General features: G+C 43.3%; 18 protein-coding genes and 1 pseudogene. 16 read left to right on the top strand and 3 right to left on the bottom strand.

Annotation, left to right across the window (positions count from 1 at the left end; genetic code table 11):
• Position 1 precedes the first annotated feature (1 nt).
• The 5 genes from ispG (at position 2) to der (ending at position 5,885) form a co-directional block, all read left to right on the top strand.
• A complete protein-coding gene (gene ispG / locus F897_RS00365; RefSeq protein WP_005232130.1) occupies positions 2–1,123 on the top strand; it encodes a flavodoxin-dependent (E)-4-hydroxy-3-methylbut-2-enyl-diphosphate synthase in 1,122 nt (373 codons plus the stop codon).
• Between the two features lie 3 nt (positions 1,124–1,126).
• Entirely contained in the window at positions 1,127–2,422 is a 1,296-nt protein-coding gene (hisS, locus tag F897_RS00360) for a histidine--tRNA ligase (protein ID WP_005232127.1), read from the top strand.
• A 30-nt stretch (positions 2,423–2,452) separates the two neighbouring features.
• A complete protein-coding gene (locus tag F897_RS00355) occupies positions 2,453–3,151 on the top strand; it encodes a YfgM family protein (protein WP_005232125.1) in 699 nt (232 codons plus the stop codon).
• A complete protein-coding gene (bamB, locus tag F897_RS00350; RefSeq protein WP_005232124.1) occupies positions 3,148–4,296 on the top strand; it encodes an outer membrane protein assembly factor BamB in 1,149 nt (382 codons plus the stop codon). Before F897_RS00355 ends, bamB begins: the two co-directional genes overlap by 4 nt.
• Before the next feature lie 176 nt (positions 4,297–4,472).
• The gene (gene der / locus F897_RS00345) at positions 4,473–5,885 is read left to right on the top strand and encodes a ribosome biogenesis GTPase Der (RefSeq protein ID WP_005232122.1); all 1,413 of its coding nucleotides are present in this window, start codon (positions 4,473–4,475) and stop codon (positions 5,883–5,885) included.
• Positions 5,886–5,973: 88 nt separating this feature from the next.
• Here the strand turns inward: der and F897_RS00340 are convergent, their stop codons facing one another.
• Both F897_RS00340 and F897_RS00335 read right to left on the bottom strand, forming a co-directional pair.
• The gene (locus F897_RS00340) at positions 5,974–6,936 is read right to left on the bottom strand and encodes an IS30 family transposase (RefSeq protein WP_004780562.1); all 963 of its coding nucleotides are present in this window, start codon (positions 6,934–6,936) and stop codon (positions 5,974–5,976) included.
• A gap of 59 nt (positions 6,937–6,995) precedes the next feature.
• Positions 6,996–7,496 (bottom strand): hypothetical protein, encoded by a 501-nt coding sequence (locus tag F897_RS00335; protein WP_005232120.1) that lies wholly within the window; start codon positions 7,494–7,496, stop codon positions 6,996–6,998.
• 353 nt (positions 7,497–7,849) lie between these two features.
• Between F897_RS00335 and F897_RS00330 the strand changes: the two genes are divergently transcribed.
• Complete coding sequence (locus F897_RS00330) at positions 7,850–8,470, top strand: 4'-phosphopantetheinyl transferase family protein (RefSeq protein WP_051069686.1); 621 nt, start codon at positions 7,850–7,852, stop codon at positions 8,468–8,470.
• Positions 8,471–8,495: 25 nt separating this feature from the next.
• Here the strand turns inward: F897_RS00330 and F897_RS00325 are convergent.
• Positions 8,496–9,271, bottom strand: a pseudogene (locus F897_RS00325) (SDR family oxidoreductase).
• An 89-nt stretch (positions 9,272–9,360) separates the two neighbouring features.
• Between F897_RS00325 and mazG the strand changes: the two are divergent.
• From mazG to F897_RS00275, 10 genes are all read left to right on the top strand, one after another.
• Positions 9,361–10,173, top strand: a complete 813-nt coding sequence (gene mazG, locus F897_RS00320; RefSeq protein ID WP_005232113.1) for a nucleoside triphosphate pyrophosphohydrolase — start codon at positions 9,361–9,363, stop codon at positions 10,171–10,173.
• Entirely contained in the window at positions 10,133–10,561 is a 429-nt protein-coding gene (locus F897_RS00315) for a ComEA family DNA-binding protein (RefSeq protein ID WP_005232111.1), read from the top strand. Before mazG ends, F897_RS00315 begins: the two co-directional genes overlap by 41 nt.
• Positions 10,562–10,697: 136 nt before the next feature.
• Entirely contained in the window at positions 10,698–12,173 is a 1,476-nt protein-coding gene (gene pcnB / locus F897_RS00310) for a polynucleotide adenylyltransferase PcnB (RefSeq protein ID WP_005232109.1), read from the top strand.
• Entirely contained in the window at positions 12,170–12,655 is a 486-nt protein-coding gene (folK, locus tag F897_RS00305) for a 2-amino-4-hydroxy-6-hydroxymethyldihydropteridine diphosphokinase (RefSeq protein WP_005232107.1), read from the top strand. Before pcnB ends, folK begins: the two co-directional genes overlap by 4 nt.
• Positions 12,656–12,707: 52 nt before the next feature.
• Positions 12,708–13,517 carry a 3-methyl-2-oxobutanoate hydroxymethyltransferase gene (gene panB, locus F897_RS00300; protein ID WP_005232106.1) on the top strand — a complete coding sequence of 270 codons (810 nt, stop codon included), beginning with the start codon at positions 12,708–12,710 and terminating at the stop codon, positions 13,515–13,517.
• Between the two features lies 1 nt (position 13,518).
• Positions 13,519–14,367 carry a pantoate--beta-alanine ligase gene (panC, locus tag F897_RS00295; RefSeq protein WP_005232104.1) on the top strand — a complete coding sequence of 283 codons (849 nt, stop codon included), beginning with the start codon at positions 13,519–13,521 and terminating at the stop codon, positions 14,365–14,367.
• A gap of 18 nt (positions 14,368–14,385) precedes the next feature.
• The gene (gene rapZ, locus F897_RS00290) at positions 14,386–15,237 is read left to right on the top strand and encodes an RNase adapter RapZ (protein ID WP_005232102.1); all 852 of its coding nucleotides are present in this window, start codon (positions 14,386–14,388) and stop codon (positions 15,235–15,237) included.
• Entirely contained in the window at positions 15,234–15,503 is a 270-nt protein-coding gene (locus tag F897_RS00285) for an HPr family phosphocarrier protein (RefSeq protein WP_034169914.1), read from the top strand. Before rapZ ends, F897_RS00285 begins: the two co-directional genes overlap by 4 nt.
• 2 nt (positions 15,504–15,505) lie before the next feature.
• The gene (gene yjgA / locus F897_RS00280; RefSeq protein WP_005232100.1) at positions 15,506–16,039 is read left to right on the top strand and encodes a ribosome biogenesis factor YjgA; all 534 of its coding nucleotides are present in this window, start codon (positions 15,506–15,508) and stop codon (positions 16,037–16,039) included.
• Positions 16,040–16,693: 654 nt separating this feature from the next.
• The gene (locus F897_RS00275; protein ID WP_005232098.1) at positions 16,694–17,962 is read left to right on the top strand and encodes a sensor histidine kinase; all 1,269 of its coding nucleotides are present in this window, start codon (positions 16,694–16,696) and stop codon (positions 17,960–17,962) included.
• Positions 17,963–18,021: the final 59 nt, after the last annotated feature.

The following is an 18,021-nucleotide window of genomic DNA, read 5'->3' as shown; positions in this document are numbered from 1 at the left end:
CATGATCGTAAATCCAATTCAGCGCCGTCCAACACGTAAAATCCGTGTCGGTTCTGTCTATGTCGGTGGTGATGCACCGATCACTGTTCAGTCAATGACCAATACTGAAACCTGCAATGTCGCAGCAACTGTTGCTCAAATTCAGCGTTGTGTGGATGCAGGCGCAGACATCATGCGTGTCTCTGTTCCAAGTATGGAAGCAGCGGCCGCATTTGGTGAAATTCGTAAGCAAGTTGACGTACCACTGGTCGCAGATATTCACTTCGACTATAAAATTGCGCTGGCTGTTGCTGATCTGGGTGCAGACTGTCTGCGTATTAACCCGGGGAATATCGGTTCGGAAGCCAAGATTCGTGAAGTCGTGGCAGCAGCACGTCATAATGACATTTCTATGCGGATTGGCGTGAATGCCGGTTCACTGGAAAAAGATATCCAGAAAAAATATGGCGAGCCAACAGGTGAAGCATTGCTGGAATCTGCGATGCGTCATATCGACATTCTGGATCGTCTGAATTTCCATGAATTTAAAGTATCGGTTAAAGCTTCAAATGTGTTTTTGACTATGGATGCTTATCGTCTGCTGTCTAAACAGATTGATAATCCACTGCACTTGGGTGTGACTGAAGCGGGTGTGTATCGTACCGGTTCAGTAAAATCAGCGATTGCTCTTGGCGGTCTACTGATGGAAGGCATTGGCGATACCATGCGTATTTCTCTGGCAGCCGAGCCTGAAGAAGAAATCAAGATTGGTTTTGATATCCTGAAATCGCTGGGTCTTCGTTCTAATGGAATTAACTTCATTGCCTGCCCAAGCTGTTCACGTCAGGAATTTAACGTGATTAAAGTAATGCAGACCCTTGAAGAACGTCTGGAAGATGTCCGTGTTCCGATGGATGTGTCTGTGATTGGCTGTAAAGTGAATGGTCCGGGTGAAGCCAAAGAAGCCGATATTGGTGTAGTAGGTGCAAGTCCGCGCTCACTGGTGTATCGTAATGGTGAAAAGAGTCATTTAATCGATACCAATCAACTGGTTGATGAAATCGAATCAATGGTTCGTCAACGTGTTTCCGAGCTTGAAGAAGCCAAATCAAAAGAAATTATTCGCACAAGTTTTTCTGAGTAGATCATGAGTTCAATCGTCGCAATCAAAGGTTTTAATGACATTCTCCCAACGCAAACCCCAGCTTGGAGACGTCTTGAACAGCATCTGTCAGGTCTGATGGATGCCTATGGCTATCAACAGATCCGTTTGCCGATGGTTGAACAGACCAATCTGTTTAAACGTTCGATCGGTGATGCCACAGATATCGTTGAAAAAGAAATGTACACCTTCCTGGACAAAGGTAATCCGCCTGAGTCTCTGACTTTACGTCCTGAAGGAACAGCGGGCTGTGTACGTGCGATGCTGGAACATAACCTGCTTCGTGGTGCAACACCGAAAGTGTGGTATATCGGACCGATGTTCCGTTATGAAAAACCGCAAAAAGGCCGTTATCGTCAGTTCCACCAGTTTGGTGTGGAAACCTTTGGTGTGGCAACACCTGATCAAGATGCAGAGCTGATTCTGATGACTGCGCGCCTTTGGAAACGTATGAGCGTTGCTGACAAAGTTCAACTTGAACTGAATACACTGGGCGAGTCTGATGAACGTGCAGCGTATCGTGCGGCACTGGTAGAGTTCCTGCAAGCGCATAAAGCGGATCTGGATGAAGATTCTCAACGTCGTCTGACGACTAATCCGCTGCGTATTCTGGATTCCAAAGATGCCAAAACTCAAAGCATTCTAGAAAATGCGCCAAAACTTCACGACTTTATGGGTGAAGAAACACTGGCACACTTTAACCAGTTACAACAGTATTTGTCAGATGCCGGTATTAGCTTCGTCATCAATCAGAAACTGGTACGTGGTCTGGACTACTATAACAAAACCGTATTTGAATGGACCACTACTCACTTAGGTTCGCAAGGTACTGTGTGTGCTGGTGGTCGTTATGATGGCTTGGTCGGTCAATTGAAAGGCAAAGCGGATCAATCTGTGCCTGCAGTTGGTTTCGCGATGGGGATGGAGCGATTATTGCTTCTCCTGGAACAGGTGGAAGACAATACGCCAGTACGTGATTGCGAAGTATTCCTGGTTGCCGATCCTGCTTCTCAAGGTAAAGCACTGGTATTGGCTGAACAGATTCGTGATCAATTGGAAGCTGCAGGCAGTAATATTCGTCTGAAAGTCGGCTCTCAGGGTTCAATGAAATCGCAAATGAAAAAAGCCGATCAGGCCGGTGCTTTATATGCAGCCATTATCGGTGAGCGTGAACTTGAAACACAAAGCTTTACGGTGAAAGAGCTGGCGACTGCAGAGCAATCTACTGTGCCATTTGCTGACTTTGTCGCATTTTTCAGTACTAAAATTTCTTCAAAATAATCGATAAAACATTAGGAAAAAGGTAATCGCATGAGCGCAATGACTGATGATGAACAACTTGAAAGTTTGAAATCCTTCACGAAGAAGTATGGTTCTTCGATCATTATCGGGATTCTGGTTGCGCTGATTGCCTTTTTCGGATGGGAATATTGGCAGAAGAAAAACTTGGCAGAATCGCAAATGCAGACTGCCAAGGTTCAGCAATTGATGGATGAAGCACAGGCTGCAGATGGTGATGCTTTTGCCAAGCTGTCTGAAACTGCAGACAAGATTGTTAAAGAAGCACCGGATTCGGCCCAAGCGATTCAAACCCAGCTGGTCATGGCGAAACTGGCTTATGACAAGCAAGATTATGCTGCCGCTGAGAAAGCATTGCAAAAAGTTGAAAACTCTAAAGTTGACGATAAAGGCCTAGTTCAGGTTGTTAAATTGCGTCTGGCTTATGCACAATTAGCACAGAAAAAATATGATGCAGCCCTGAAAACTTTAGATGCAGTCACTGAACCTGCATTTAAAGCAACCGCTGATGAAGCTCGTGGCGATATCTATGTTGCCAAAAATGATATTGAAAATGCCAAAAAAGTATATCAAAGTGCATGGGATGCTTTGATTGAACGTAAAGAAGAACGTCAAATTTTACAAATTAAGCTCGAAAGCGTAGGCGTGTTGGTCGATGACCCGGAAATCGAACGCCCAATTATAGAAACACAAGTGGAAGAAGCTGAATGAACAGAACATATAAAATCACCTGTGCTTTAACTGTTTTAACTCTTGCACTCGCTGGCTGTGCGGGTAAGACCAATAAAGTACCAGAAGTAAAACCGAATCCACTTCCAAAAATCAGTCAGACTAAAACACTTGTTCCTGTATTTTCGACCAGTGTTTCTTCAACAGAGAAGGCTGATCCGCTACGTTTACGTCTGGATGCGGATAACGGAGTCGTATTTGCGATCGACCCTAAGGGTGAAGTCACTGCTTTTAATGGCAAGCAGCGCCTGTGGCAGAAAAAAGTCAGCAAAGATACTTTAAGCTCTGGCGTTGAAGCCGCTGATGGGATCGTGGTGGTTGGCAGTAATAAAGGCCAACTGATCGCACTAGATCAGCAGACTGGTGAACAACGCTGGACTGCACAATTGACTGGTGCCATTTTGGCGCCTTCACTGGTTCATGCAGGTCGCGTAATTACTGTTACTAATGATGGTACTGTATATGCCCACGAAGTGGCTTCAGGCGCTCAGGTATGGACCTACGATTTACCGAATGTCCAGTTTAGCCTGCGTGGCATGGCGGCTCCAGTGCCTTTAGATGCACGTAATGTATTGATTGCGACTTCAAATGCTTATATTTATGCAATCGATGCCCTAAGTGGTGTGCCTAAATTGCAGCGCCGTGTTGCGATTTCTGATGGTCGTTCGGACATTCAGCGTTTGATCGATATTGACGGTGATCCTGTCGTAGCAGGTCAGTTTATTGTGACCACTAGCTATCAAGGTCAGGTGACTGTATTTGATCTGGCTTCACAACAGGTAATCTGGAGTGAAGATGCTAGCAGTATCCAGCGACCGGAAGTGGTTGGTAATGGCGTGTTTGTTGCCCAAACCGATGGTAAAATCAGCGCTTATGAAATTACCACTGGCCAGCCTTTATGGGAAAATGACCAGTTGTTGAATCGTCAGCTGAGCAATCCGGTAATGCTTGGAACTGAACTTGTCGTAGGTGATCTAGACGGAGTACTGCACCTGTTAGATCCATCAACAGGACAGATTATTGGCCGTGCTAAAACTTCTGGTGAAGTGCGTCATTTACGCGTAATTGACAACCAGCTCTATGTTTCGACTCGCAAGGGTGCATTAAGCATCTGGCAGAATCGTTAATTTTTGTTTGGCTTATGCTAAAATAAGCCAACCGTATTTTTTACGCGGGGTGATTGAATATTCAATGCCCCGTGTTTTTATTTATTTTAGGCTTTAATCCTATTCCCTTTTTCTTCCAAAACTTTCTGATGTTCAGGCCATTTTTAGACAGCCTGATATTGAATAAAGGTTAATCTATGAAACCCGTAATTGCGCTCATTGGTCGTCCGAACGTCGGAAAATCAACTCTGTTTAACCAGATAACCAAGAGCCGTGACGCATTGGTGGCAGACTTTGCAGGTCTGACACGCGACCGTAAATATGGTGATGCGATCTATCAAAACAAATCTTTCATTGTCGTAGATACCGGTGGTATCGGTGAAAATGAAGGTGGTATTGACTCCTACATGGCTGAGCAGTCTAAAACCGCGATCCATGAAGCTGACATGATCATTTTTGTGGTCGATGCACGTGCCGGATTACTGGCATCTGATGAACAGATCGCTCGTGAACTGCGTACTTTGGGCAAGAAAGTTTTCCTTGTAGCTAACAAAGTTGATGGTGTACATGCTGAAGCTGCTCTGGTTGAGTTTTATAAACTCGGTATGGGTGAGCCTATGCAGGTTGCTGCCAGCCACGGCCGTGGCGTACAGCAAATGCTGGAAGAAGTACTTGAAGGTGTGCCTGAAGATGAAAGTCCGGAAGAACATGACAAGAATACTGGTCTACGTCTTGCAATTATTGGTCGTCCAAACGTAGGTAAATCGACACTGGTAAACCGTCTATTGGGTGAAGAGCGTGTTGTAGCGTTTGACCAGCCAGGAACGACGCGTGACTCGATCTATATTCCTTTTGAGCGTGATGGTCGTCAATACACCCTGATTGATACCGCTGGGGTACGCCGTAAAGGTAAGGTTGATGAAATGATTGAGAAATTCTCAATTGTGAAAACCTTACAGGCGATGAAAGACGCGCACGTAGTGGTGATCGTGGTGGATGCTCGTGAAGGCATTGTAGAGCAGGACTTGCACCTGATCGGTTATGCGCTGGAAGCTGGCCGTGCCATGGTGATTGCGATCAATAAATGGGACAACATGTCTGAATATGATCGTAAACAATGTAAGCTCGATGTAGAGCGTCGTTTTGACTTTATTCCTTGGGCTAAAATCCACCTGATTTCTGCGTTACATGGTACAGGGGTCGGGGAGATGTATCCATCGATTCACCGTGCTTATGATTCTTCACATCTGAAAGTATCACCAGCGAAGTTGACCCAGATCCTGAATGATGCCACTGAAGCGCACCAACCACCTACTGTACAAGGTCGTCGTATCAAGATGCGTTATGCGCATATGGGCGGACAGAATCCACCGACCATCGTGGTTCACGGTAATAAGGTAGATAAGACACCTGCGGACTATCGCCGCTACCTAGAAAACGTATTCCGTAAAGTGTACAAACTTGAAGGTACACCGGTAAAAATTGAATTTAAAACCTCAGAGAACCCGTTTGAAGGCCGTAAGTCACAATTGGATGAACGTACTGCTGCGCGTCGCCGTCGTTATGTACAAAAATTCAAGAAAGCCGAGAAAAAATTTAAACGTGGTTAATTGCCATATTTAAATAAAAAAGCCTGCAAAAGCAGGCTTTTTTATTTATTCATATTTTAGATTGAGCATTTTTTTGCTTTTGGCGGATTCAAGCAGCAAGTGCAACAGTATAAAAACCAGCCATAACTTCACTAGGCGTATACCAGCCTAGTGTTTTTCTAGGGCGATGATTGAGAGCAAATTCTATCTGCTCTATTTGTTCATTTGACACTTCATCAAACGAAGATGATTTTGGCAGATATTGCCTGATCAGACCATTGGTATTTTCATTTCTGGCTCGTTGAATCGACTTGTATGGATCTGCAAAGTACGTCTCTATCCCTGCTTCCGTTATCCGCCGGTGCTCGGAGAACTCCTTACCATTATCAAAGGTTACACTGTAGGCATGACTGCTGCGCAAACATGCTAAAGCACACGAGATCGTTTTAGTTGTGGTTCTAGTTTGTCCCAAATGAACGATATGTACATACAAGCTTTTGCGCTCAACCAGAGTTAATAATGCCCCCTTGTGATTCTTGCCTATCACGGTATCACCTTCAAAATCACCTAGGCGTTGACGTTTCTCGATGACCTCATCGCGACAGTGAATACTTGTTCTATCAACGAGTTGGCCTCTACGGTCTGTATTTTTATAGCCTCGTTTACGATATTTCTTTTGATGTCTTAAATGAATGTGGAGCTTACCGCCTTTAGATTTATCTAGATAGACGTACTGATAAATCCATTCATGTGAAGGCACATCAAGCCAACCTCGTTGTGTTAAAGCACCTGAAATTTGCTCAGGAGACCAATCTAAGCCAATCAGATAACGAATATAAACGAGAGCAAAATCCGTCATTTGTGAAGAGGATCGATATCGTCTTTGACTTGAAAATTTCTCTGCCTGTTGAGCTCGATATCCACGTTTTCCAGTATTTCTTTTGATCTCACGATAAAGGGTTGATCGAGAACGTCCAAGCTCCCTGGCAAGGGTAGAGATTGAAGATTTGCTTTTCAAAGCAGCATAAATTTCGTATCTTTCATCTTGAGAAAGTTGGGTGTATTGCTTCATTGGGTGCTTTCCAATTGCGAGTTGAAAAAAGTCTAATGATTTTAATACACCTAACTTTTTCAACTAACTACAAATATGTCGCACTTGGTATTTGAATCTGCGTTTTGATAAATACGGATATTTTCAAGATTAGCTAAAGCTACGTCAGCATCGGCTTGAGAAGCAGCAATATTATTTTGATTGTTATTGCCAGTAAAAGCATTGGTAATTTCAGTTGCGCGCGCAACTGTTTGTGATTGACCTGCAAAAGCAGATAATGCACCACTTGCAATACCTGCCAATTTAGAAACAGGATTATTGGCTTGAGCATTCGCCTGGTTGAGTGCATTTTGACTTGCTTCTAAGGTGCGTTCAAAGCTGCGCGCTTCTACTGCCAAATCTGTACAATCTAATCCTTTTAAGTATGTTGTTGAGTAGACACCGTTATTTTGATTTGAAGCATTATTATAATTGGAAGCATAAGCACGGTCTGCACGTGCAACAGCAGCATTCGCCTGTGCGCGGCTACGCTCCATATTTGCTTCAGCCTGATCCATGATTGCGCCGTTTCTAGCTCCCATAACTGCAGTAGCAGCTTCTAGCCAAGAGCCAGCTTGTGTTGAAAATGATAGTGCAGCAATTGCAGTACTGAGTATGATTTGCTTAAAGATATGACCCTCTGTTTTTTCTATGTATAAAATTGTAGTTGGATTGTAACTATTTTTTATTCAATTAAAAATAGCTTGAAAGCTCAATTATTTATTTTGATTTACAGTATATTTTATTGTTTTATTTAAGTTTTATTAAAATATATTTTAAGATATTAGCTATAGTTTGTCAGAGAGGCAATCAGGTTGATTTATACTGAAAGCCCTAAAAGTAACATTTTTTATAAGGGCGACTATTTTTGAAGTTTATTATTCATATTGATTGGATTGCGCTGGCACCACGATTTAGACATTTACAAGACTTAGATCGGAAAACCTATATTCAGCAGCGTAAACAATTAATTTATAACTATCGTAATCAGTTACTTTCAAAACAACTCAATCGACCGGTCCAGTCTTCAGATTTTGCTGCCACCGAATACGGCAAACCCTATCTTCCGGCCTATCCAGACTTTGGCTTTAATCATACTCATAGCCAAAACTTCTATGCATTAGCAACAAGCAAAAGTATTCAGAATTTGGGGATCGATATCGAAGAACTTAATCGAAATGTACGTTTTGAAGCCTTAGCCCAACATGCTTTTCATCCTGAAGAGCTGAAACAGTGGCAAGCATTACATTATGATCCTGAATACTGGTTTAAAGTCTGGACCACCAAGGAGGCAGTCCTAAAAGCGTCAGGACTTGGAATCCGGATAAACCTGAATGAGCTGAATACCCAGATTCATCCACATCAGGATGGAGGACGTTGTGAACATCCAGAAATTGGAATTTATGCCTATCAAAACTATATCTTAGCGGGTTGCATGCTCACTGTGGCCTGGCAAAGCGAGCATTCCTGTAAAGGCCTAAGATTTCCAGCGATTCAGATTCATCAAGCTGTTTAAAAGTAGAGTAAGCCCAAAATATTTCTTATTGTTTGGCAATCATTAAATTACTCAGCCGGTTAACGAACTGTGGACTTATTCGAGATAAGTGAAATAAAAACTTACTCTTGAATCCGACCGGATGATGCGTCACTTGCCAAATTGAATCTTTTAGCTGTGCCAGTTTGAAAATATCCTGCACTACATCCTCAGCTTTTAGATGCACGCCCATTTTTTTGATACTTTCAGCCTGCATATCTTTCACCATTGCAGTGCTAACAAAAAGCGGCATCACATCGAATACCCGAATGCTATATTTTTGCCATTCAATATCCAAGCCTTCAGTCAAACCACGAACCGCAAATTTGCTGGTTGCATAGGAAGCCAGATCCGCTTGGCCATAAATCGCTGATGCTGAAGATAGGTTAATGACCCGAGCAAAGGAAGCCTGCTTTAAATAGGGCAAAGCAGCATAGCATGACAGCTATTCAGGACGCCTTTGATATTCACGTCAAGGGTACGATGGTGATCTGTAATATTGGTTTCTTCAAAAGGACCGGAATATAAAATTCCGGCGTTATTTACCAGAATATTGATTTCACCGGCCCAGGATGCGAATTCAGATAAGGCTCTTTCCCATGAAGTATAATCGGTTACATCCAGAAAGCCGGCTTTGGCATGTTCACCGAGTTGCTGGGCCAATTGTTCTGCCTGTTCATGATTAATATCATAAATTCCGACTTTATAACCTTGCTGGTAAAATAGCTTAGCTGTCGCGGCACCAATTCCTTGTGCTGCACCACTAATCAATATACTGTGCATGTGCTTGATCTCCTTATTGTCTTTTTTTCTTGAGCATAGGAAGAAACAGGCAAAATAATGCGGCTATTTGGTAAAGAAGAGGTTTTACAGTGGAACAATTACTCCAAGTCATGCGTGAGTTACGTGAAAAATGTCCATGGGATCGGCAGCAAACTCCCGAATCTCTGACCAAATATGCGATTGAGGAAGCCTATGAAGTTGAAGCAGCGGTGCGTTCTGGCCAAGCTGATGAGGTGCGGGATGAACTGGGTGATTTGCTCTTACAGGTCGTATTTCAGTCACAAATGTATAGCGAGCAGGGCGCTTTTGATTTTCAGGATGTGGTGCAGGCGATTACCGATAAACTGATCCGTCGTCATCCGCATGTGTTTCAGGCGGAACAGTTTGCACAGCTGAGCCCTGAAGATGTCTCGGTGCTCTGGAAAGAAATCAAGCAGAAAGAAAAACAGGGTAAGCCACGTTCACGTTTGGATGAGGTTAAGCATGCACCCGCACTGCAACAGGCGGATGAGATCCAGAAAAATGTCGCCAAAATCGGCTTTGATTTTCCAGATGTCGCGGGTGCCTATGGCAAGCTGGAAGAAGAACTGGATGAGCTAAAAGAAGCCGTTGCTGGACAAAATTCCGATGAAATACTCGAAGAATTTGGCGACTGCTTATTTTCACTGGTGAATGTTGGTCGTAAACTTGGTGTCTCAAGCGAGATGGCATTATTGGGCACAATCCATAAATTCCGGACCCGCTTTGCCCTGATGGAAGATCAGGCAGAACAACAGCAACTCAACCTGGAAAGCCTGTCATTGGCTGAATTGGATCAGCTCTGGGAACAGGCCAAATTAGAATTAAAACAAAGAGCCGCTCATGAACAAAGTACAACATCGCATAGGTCCGGCATGGATTAATACTGTCCTGCTAGGCATTTGGCTGGCCTATACTTCAATTGAAACAGTACATGCAACTGCAACCGATTATGCAGAATGGAAAGTACGTCAGCAGCAGCATGATGCACGCCTGAAGAAGAAAATTGCTGCTGCTACCCCCGTTTCTGAAAACAATCATTATCTGGCTAAACCTGCATTATCCGCCTCTTCAGCTACTGATAAAATTAGCTTGAATCAGGCCAGTATCGAGCAGTTACAGCAGTTAAATGGCATCGGGCAGAAGAAAGCGGAAGCGATCATTGAATACCGGCAGAAAAACGGTAAATTTAAAACAATTGAAGATATTCAACAGGTCAAAGGAATCGGGCCGGCCTTATTTGCCAAAAACAAGGATAGACTGGCTTTGTAACCCTGCTGAATTTAGCGTAAATAAGCCATCCATCTGAACCATGAGAATGACATAATCAAATTGCCCTTTAGCGGTGTAAGCGATATGATTAGCGTCATCTTAGAATTTTACGTTCAGACGTAGGAGACAGCGTCTTTTGCAAACTTTGCGCGCGTCAAAATGTGGTTTATCAACCGCTCAATTACCTTCTTATATTCTCGATGTGATTGATGCCTTAACTAAGGCAGGCTATGAAGCTTATATCGTAGGTGGTGGTGTCCGGGATCTGATGCTGGGTTTAAATCCCAAAGATTTCGATGCAGTGACCAATGCTACACCAGCTCAGGTTAAAGAAGTGTTCGGACGGCGTTGTCGGATTATCGGACGACGTTTCGAGCTGGCGCATGTCTATTCGGGCCGTGAACTGGTTGAAGTGGCAACTTTCCGTGCGCCTCCTAAAAAAGCGGTGACCTCTGCAGCAGGGATGATCCTGCGCGATAATAACTGGGGCACCATTGAGCAGGATTTTGCTCGTCGAGATTTTTCAATCAATGCCATGTATTATCAGCCACGCAAAGGTATCGTGCTGGATTTTTGCAATGCAGTAGATGATATTAAACATAAAACACTGCGTTTACTGGGTGATCCGACTTTAAGATTTGAGGAAGATCCGGTTCGGATGCTGCGAACTTTACGTTTTGCAGCCAAACTCAATTTCAGTATTGATGAAGCCATTCTGGATATTTTCACTCCGGAAATGACCCAGCTTCTACGTGATGTGTCTCCACACCGTCTCTATGATGAATCGCAAAAGCTATTCACTATGGGACATCTGAATCGTGTGATGCCAATGCTGATCGATTTTGGCATCTGGCGTCAGCTGTTTGCGGATATCAAACCAAACATTACTGCATTTATTGAACTGGCAGCGAAAAATACCGATCAGCGTATTTCAATTGGCAAGACCATCAACCCGGCTTTCTTCTATGCGGTATTGTTGTGGCAACCGTTCCTGGAGCGCTGTGATTTCTATCTGTCCAAAGGTGTAGTGCCGGCGGAAGCACGTGCGCAGGCAGGACTGGATGTACTGAAACGTCAGGCCACTCGTACCGTGATTCCACGCTTTGCGGAAACTTTCATTCGTGAAGTCTGGGAAATGCAAACCCGCTTGCTCAATCCAAAACCACAGCAAATTGAAGCATTATCAGGTCATGCACGTTTCCGTGCCGGCTTTGACTTTTTGTTGCTGCGTGAAAAATCAGGCGATGAAACTGCACAGGGCATGGGAAGTTGGTGGGAAGCCTATCAGCAAATGAGCAGCGATGAAAAAGAGCGTGCCATTGCCCAATATAATCGTCAGCGTGCCAAGAGCCGTCGCAAGGCTTCTCAGGAAGAACATCTGGAACAGCGTCTGGCTGCACAAGATGTAGTAACCGAGATTGAACCTCTGGTGAATGAGCCGGAACCACGTAGCCGTCGTGCGCGTAAAGCCAAATTTGAGAATGAGCGTAGCAAACCGGTTTCTCATGTGGCGGCCGGTGCCAGCGGTGACATTGGTGCAGACCATCCAATTACCAAGCGTAAACGGGTGCAGCGTGATTTAAGCCAGGTTATTTTTGGGCCTACACAATGACAGTGACCTATATCGGTTTAGGAAGTAACCTGGGCGATTCACGCCAGATTCTGGCTGAAGCCGTGCAAAAGCTGGCAAGTCTGGGACAGGTCAAAACCTCGCATCTATATCAAAGCCCACCTATGGGGCCACAAGATCAGCCCAATTATTTTAATGCTGTCGTACAGTTAATTACGGATCTAGCACCGCTGGATCTGCTGGATCGTTTGCAAACCTTCGAACAGGAGGCTGGGCGTGTACGTCTACGCCATTGGGGTGAGCGTACCTTGGATCTGGATCTGCTCATTTACGGTGATGAGCAGATTCAAAATGAACGGTTAACCGTACCGCATGTGGGCGTGCTGGAACGTGATTTTGTATTGGTGCCATTACTGGATATTGATGCCAACTTGCAGCTCAATGGAAATACATTAAAAGACCTGGACATCGTCAAGCAATCAACCTTAAGGGTTTTTGATCGCACGAATTGGGCAAATATTTAATTTTTAATTATTGGCATGTTCGAGAGAACTTCAATAATAGAGGAACATCTTCATGATCAGTCTCAGTGATTTAAGACGATATAAAGCGGAAGGACGCAAATTTTCTTGCCTGACTTGCTATGATGCCAGTATGGCCAAAGCCATGGAAATTGCTGAAGTTGACAGTATTCTGATTGGCGACTCTTTGGGTATGTCGATTCAGGGTCGTGATTCAACCTTGCCTGTGACTGTAGAAGATATGGCTTACCATACCGCAGCGGTTCGCCGTGGCAATAAGCATGCACTGATTATGACTGATCTGCCATTTATGAGTTATGCCACTCTGAATGATGCGTTACAAAGCTCAAAAACGGTGATGCAAGCCGGTGCACAAATGGTCAAGATGGAAGGTGGTACCTGGTTGGCGGAAACCGTTCAGATTCTAACCCGTAACGGGATTCCAGTCTGTGTTCACTTGGGTCTCACTCCACAGTCGGTGCATGTCTTTGGTGGCTATAAGCTACAGGCTCGTACCCGTGAAGCGGCCGATCAACTGATTGCTGACTGTAAGGCGGTGGTTGAAGCCGGTGCAGCAGTGTTGTTACTGGAATGTGTGCCTGCACAATTGGGTCAGGAAATTACTGAACTATTCCCGCATATTCCGGTGATTGGCATTGGAGCAGGGGCAGCCACTGATGGTCAGGTACTGGTCGTTCAGGACATGCTCGGTCTGACCTTTGGCCACACCGCAAAATTTGTACGTAACTTTATGAAAGAACAGTCTGGTGCGACTGCAATTCTGGATGCATTTAAGGCCTATCATGCGGCTGTGTTAGATGGTTCATTCCCAGCACCTGAACAAACATTCCAAGTCGAGTTGTAACATGAAAACAGAAACAACCATCCAAGGATTATCTGCTTCGCTCAATCCTGCACGTTCTGCGCGTAAAATTATTGGTTTTGTCCCGACCATGGGTAACCTGCATCAGGGGCATCTGAATCTGGTGCGTGAGGCGCGTAAACTGTGTGATGTCGTTGTTGTGAGTATTTTCGTTAATCCGATCCAGTTTGGACCAAATGAAGATTTTGATAATTATCCACGTACTTTAGAACAGGATCAGCAGTTACTGGCAGATGTAGGTTGTGACATTGTCTTTGCCCCAACGGTAGAGCAGATGTATGGTAACAAGCCACGTCTAACCAATATCAGTGTGTCTGGTATCACCAATGACCTGTGCGGCTTACAGCGTCCAGGTCATTTTGATGGTGTAGCGGTCGTGGTGACTAAATTATTTAATATTGTTCAGCCCAACTATGCCTTCTTTGGTCAGAAAGACTATCAGCAACTGGCTGTGATTCGTCAGTTTGTTCAAGACCTCAATATTCCGCTGGAAGTGATTGGTGTACCAATTGCCCGTGCTGAAGATGGTCTGGCACTCAGTTCACGCAATGGCTATCTAAGCGAGCAGGAACGTGCGACAGCACCGGTTATTTTTCAAAGTCTGAAAACTGCTGAGCAGCAGTTACATGCAGGTAAAACTTTGGAGGAAGCACTGGCAGGTATCCGCCAAACTTTGACAGATGCAGGTCTGGTAGTGGACTATGTAGAAGCCCGTACACCGGAATTACAGAAAATTGATGAGTTTAATCAGGATGTCGTGATTCTGATCGCGGCAAAATTAGGAAAAACTCGTCTGATTGATAATCTGCAGATCAAATACGCAGCTGGATAAGTAAAAGGATCGTAAGGCATGAAGCGCATTTTAATTATGACAGGACAATCTGGCTCAGGTAAATCTTCTGCATTGCAGGTACTTGAAGACTTGGGTTATTACTGTATTGATAATCTGCCTTTGGCCTTACTTCCTGAAATTGTGGCGAAGCTGGATTGTGAAAATAATCTGGAACAGTTAGCGCTTGGGGTGGATGTACGTAGTACCCGTGCAGATTTGCAGGAATTCGACCATGTATTTGAACAGTTGCAACAGCATGGTACGGTAGATGTCATCTATCTGACCACGCAGGATCAGGAGCTGATTGCCCGTTTCAGTGCATCACGCCGTCCGCATCCTTTGGCTGCTCGTTTTAAGAGCCTGCATCAGTGTATTCAGGAAGAAAAAGTCCTGCTAATGCCGATCCAACTCCGTTCCACAGTGCATATCGATACCACCGATAAAAGCGTGCATGATCTGAAACATACCTTGCTGTACAAGCTGGGGCAGACCGATAACCTGATTGTGATTCTGCAATCTTTTGGCTATAAGCATGGAATTCCTTTGGATGCTGATTATGTTTTTGATGTCCGTCATTTGCCGAATCCGCATTGGGAACTCGAACTGCGCAAATACTCAGGCCTCGATCAATCAGTACAGGAATTCCTGGAGAAAAGTGATCAGGTCGAAGACATGTTTCAGGATATTTATCACTTTTTAGACAAATGGCTGCCGACCTTTGCTGAGGGTCATCGTCATTATATGACCATCTCAATTGGTTGTACTGGCGGCCAACATCGTTCTGTTTATATTGTGGATAGACTAAAAAAAGCGCTTGAGGCAAAATGGTCTATTCAAGTCCTCCACCGAGAAATGAAGCACTGGTCATGATTGATACGACTGTTGACGTAATTAATAAACTAGGTTTACATGCGCGTGCGTCAGGTAAACTCATTGAAGTTACCACCAAATTTCGTTCCAGTATCCAGATTGGCAAGTCGGACAAATTGGTTGATGCCAAAAATATTATGTCCTTGCTGATGCTTGGTGCGGGCAAAGGAACAACTTTACGCTTAGTGATTGAAGGTGCAGATGAGGAAAAGGCTTTATCTGAAATTCAGGCACTGTTTGCGGCAAAATTTTATGAGGCAGATTAATCGTGGCACGTCGACCGAGCAGTTTAACTGAAGAAGACTTTGAATCTTTAGAGGGACGCGCAAGTAAAACCGAACAGAAAAAAGCAGTTCAGCGTATGGCTGCTTTAGGCGCACAGTTGGCAGAACTGAGTGCGAAACAAATTAAAAATTTACCCGTTGAAGAGCGTCTGATTGAAGCTTTGCTGGATGTCCAGCAAATCAGTTCACATGAAGCACGCCGTCGTCAATTTTCACGTATTGGTAAATTACTCCGTAATGAAAATGAAACCGTGATTCTGTCTTATCTGACTCCGAAACAGGGTTTGAAAAAGACAGCACAATTGCAGCGTTGGGTTGACCGTATCGTGAAAGATGGTGATCCTGCGATTAACGAATTTACCAAAACCTATAATGCGACAGAGCGTCATACCTTACGTCAGCATTATTTACGTGTGCATCGTGATCTAAAAAATCAGGCACCGGAAGAAGAAGTGGCAGCCTCAAAGCAAAAGCTGTTTAACTATGTGCAGCAAGTTGCCCTGATTTCAGATAACTGATTGTAATCTGAATTAAAGAAAAGCGACATTTTGTCGCTTTTTTATTCACTCTAATTAATTTTAATTTTTTATAAGAATTCAAGAATGTTCCTATAAGTCATTGTTAACTGTAAAAAAATGTAAACTTTTAATATTTTTGATTACTTAAGAAATAGGTTTTAGTGCATAAATAAACTATTTAAATTTCTCAATATTTTATGATTGTTAAGAATATTTAAAAGGTAGAAATAGATTTAGGTCAAAGTTAATATTATCAGCGCTCTACTTTTCTAGAAAGTGACAATAGGTAGTATCTATATATTTGAAAATTCAAAGGCTTTTATTTACCTGAAGATCAGAAGAAAAGTGAGCTGTTTTTATCTTCGTATAATTTGGATATTAAGGTGATATCGAAACAATTTGAAATGAATTCAGGAATTTCAAATAATTATATGTAATTTTTTATAAGGAGAATATTTTCTCAAGTAATTCTTAATATTTAAATATCAATGCATTGAAACAATGAATGTATCTTTAGAGAAATAAGTTAACAAATCCTTTGGTCCATAAATGAGATTTTAACGTTGAGTAAATATAGAATCTTTGTTATTGATTGTATCAATTTAGTCGGTTGTAATTTTTATTCTCTATTCCATAACATCCAGAGAGGCAGACATGGAACTAAAACTGCTAGAGATCGGTCAGAATACGGAGCAGTTAAGCTCGTGCCGTATATCTCTCATTTTAGGTGTCTATACCTCTGACAATTTATTAGACACCTTCTGTAAAGTCGCGCGTAAAGTACTCGGCGCCAAGACCTGTATCATCGGATTCCATACGGAACCCTATATCTGGCACAGCTGTCCGCTCGGTTTTCGCGGTTTACACGTACCACAGAATGTGGACATCCCTAAATATTTACAAGAAATGGATGTGATCGATCAAAATCATCCTGCATATGCAGAATTATCAGATTACGTAAAAAGCCTTGGTGTCGCCCATCAGCGGCTGGTGGCATTTAATTTAAAATCAGCTCAAGGGCAGTCTTTAGGGCAGGTGGTTTTCTTTGATGATCAGACTGAAGGGTTTGATCAGGAAGATATTATTATTGTTCAGCAATTTGCTGAAACTTTAGTCAAGCGAGTCAAACTGAATGAAGAGCATACTGAACTAAAAGAGTTATACGAACAACAATGTGCACAAAACTTTAGTAAAACCAAATTCTTCCAGATTATTGCTCATGACCTGCGTGCACCTTTCCATGGCCTGTTAGGCTTCTCGGAAGTATTGGCGCAGGAACGTGACACTCTGGATGAATCCAGTATCCAGAGTATTTCTGATTATTTATATGATACGGCTCAATCGACGTATAACTTGTTAGAAAGTCTGTTGACCTGGGCGATGGCAGAGGGTGGACGTTTTGTTTATCATCCGATTAATTATGAATTAAAACAGTCTACTAAAATTGTCTGTGATGTACTGAAAAGTCTGGCGCTGAAAAAGAATATTGAGCTGATTGACCAGGTTCCTGAAGATATCAAGGTACATGCTGATATCAACATGATTACTTCGGTCTTGCAGAACCTGGTATCGAATGCTCTGAAATTTACTCCAGTGGATCAGGGTGGACAGGTGATTCTGGCTGCTGAAATGGAAGGTGAGCAAGTCAAGATCACTGTTCAGGATGCTGGTCTCGGTATGACTGAAGAACAGATGGAAAATCTGTTTAGACCAAATCTCACGGTGAGCTTAAAAGGCACAGACAATGAGAAAGGCGCAGGTCTAGGTCTGGTACTATGTAAGCGTTTTGTAGATCTGAACCATGGACAGATTGCCGTAGATTCTAAAGAAGGCGCTGGAACCACCTTTATTGTGTATTTACCTAAAGTGACCAATGATCATCAGGCATTGGTACTTGAAGATCTGCATACTGAAAAGTCCTGAAAATCATAAATTTCTTTTAAAACCGTTCCCACTCGGCCTGAACTCCTGCTATAACTAAA

Origin of the sequence: Acinetobacter variabilis (assembly GCF_000369625.1) — a bacterium.
Lineage (GTDB): Bacteria > Pseudomonadota > Gammaproteobacteria > Pseudomonadales > Moraxellaceae > Acinetobacter > Acinetobacter variabilis.
This window is presented reverse-complemented; position numbering and strand designations above follow the sequence as displayed.

Excerpts from the sequence above, each read along its gene's own strand:
- bamB (WP_005232124.1), top strand. The coding sequence starts at position 3,148 with ATGAACAGAACATATAAAATCACCTGTGCTTTAACTGTTTTAACTCTT.
- folK (WP_005232107.1), top strand. The coding sequence starts at position 12,170 with ATGACAGTGACCTATATCGGTTTAGGAAGTAACCTGGGCGATTCACGC.
- panC (WP_005232104.1), top strand. The coding sequence starts at position 13,519 with ATGAAAACAGAAACAACCATCCAAGGATTATCTGCTTCGCTCAATCCT.
- panB (WP_005232106.1), top strand. The coding sequence starts at position 12,708 with ATGATCAGTCTCAGTGATTTAAGACGATATAAAGCGGAAGGACGCAAA.
- F897_RS00275 (WP_005232098.1), top strand. The coding sequence starts at position 16,694 with ATGGAACTAAAACTGCTAGAGATCGGTCAGAATACGGAGCAGTTAAGC.
- F897_RS00285 (WP_034169914.1), top strand. The coding sequence starts at position 15,234 with ATGATTGATACGACTGTTGACGTAATTAATAAACTAGGTTTACATGCG.
- F897_RS00335 (WP_005232120.1), bottom strand. The coding sequence starts at position 7,496 with ATGGGAGCTAGAAACGGCGCAATCATGGATCAGGCTGAAGCAAATATG.
- F897_RS00355 (WP_005232125.1), top strand. The coding sequence starts at position 2,453 with ATGAGCGCAATGACTGATGATGAACAACTTGAAAGTTTGAAATCCTTC.
- hisS (WP_005232127.1), top strand. The coding sequence starts at position 1,127 with ATGAGTTCAATCGTCGCAATCAAAGGTTTTAATGACATTCTCCCAACG.
- ispG (WP_005232130.1), top strand. The coding sequence starts at position 2 with ATGATCGTAAATCCAATTCAGCGCCGTCCAACACGTAAAATCCGTGTC.
- F897_RS00315 (WP_005232111.1), top strand. The coding sequence starts at position 10,133 with ATGAACAAAGTACAACATCGCATAGGTCCGGCATGGATTAATACTGTC.
- F897_RS00340 (WP_004780562.1), bottom strand. The coding sequence starts at position 6,936 with ATGAAGCAATACACCCAACTTTCTCAAGATGAAAGATACGAAATTTAT.
- der (WP_005232122.1), top strand. The coding sequence starts at position 4,473 with ATGAAACCCGTAATTGCGCTCATTGGTCGTCCGAACGTCGGAAAATCA.
- rapZ (WP_005232102.1), top strand. The coding sequence starts at position 14,386 with ATGAAGCGCATTTTAATTATGACAGGACAATCTGGCTCAGGTAAATCT.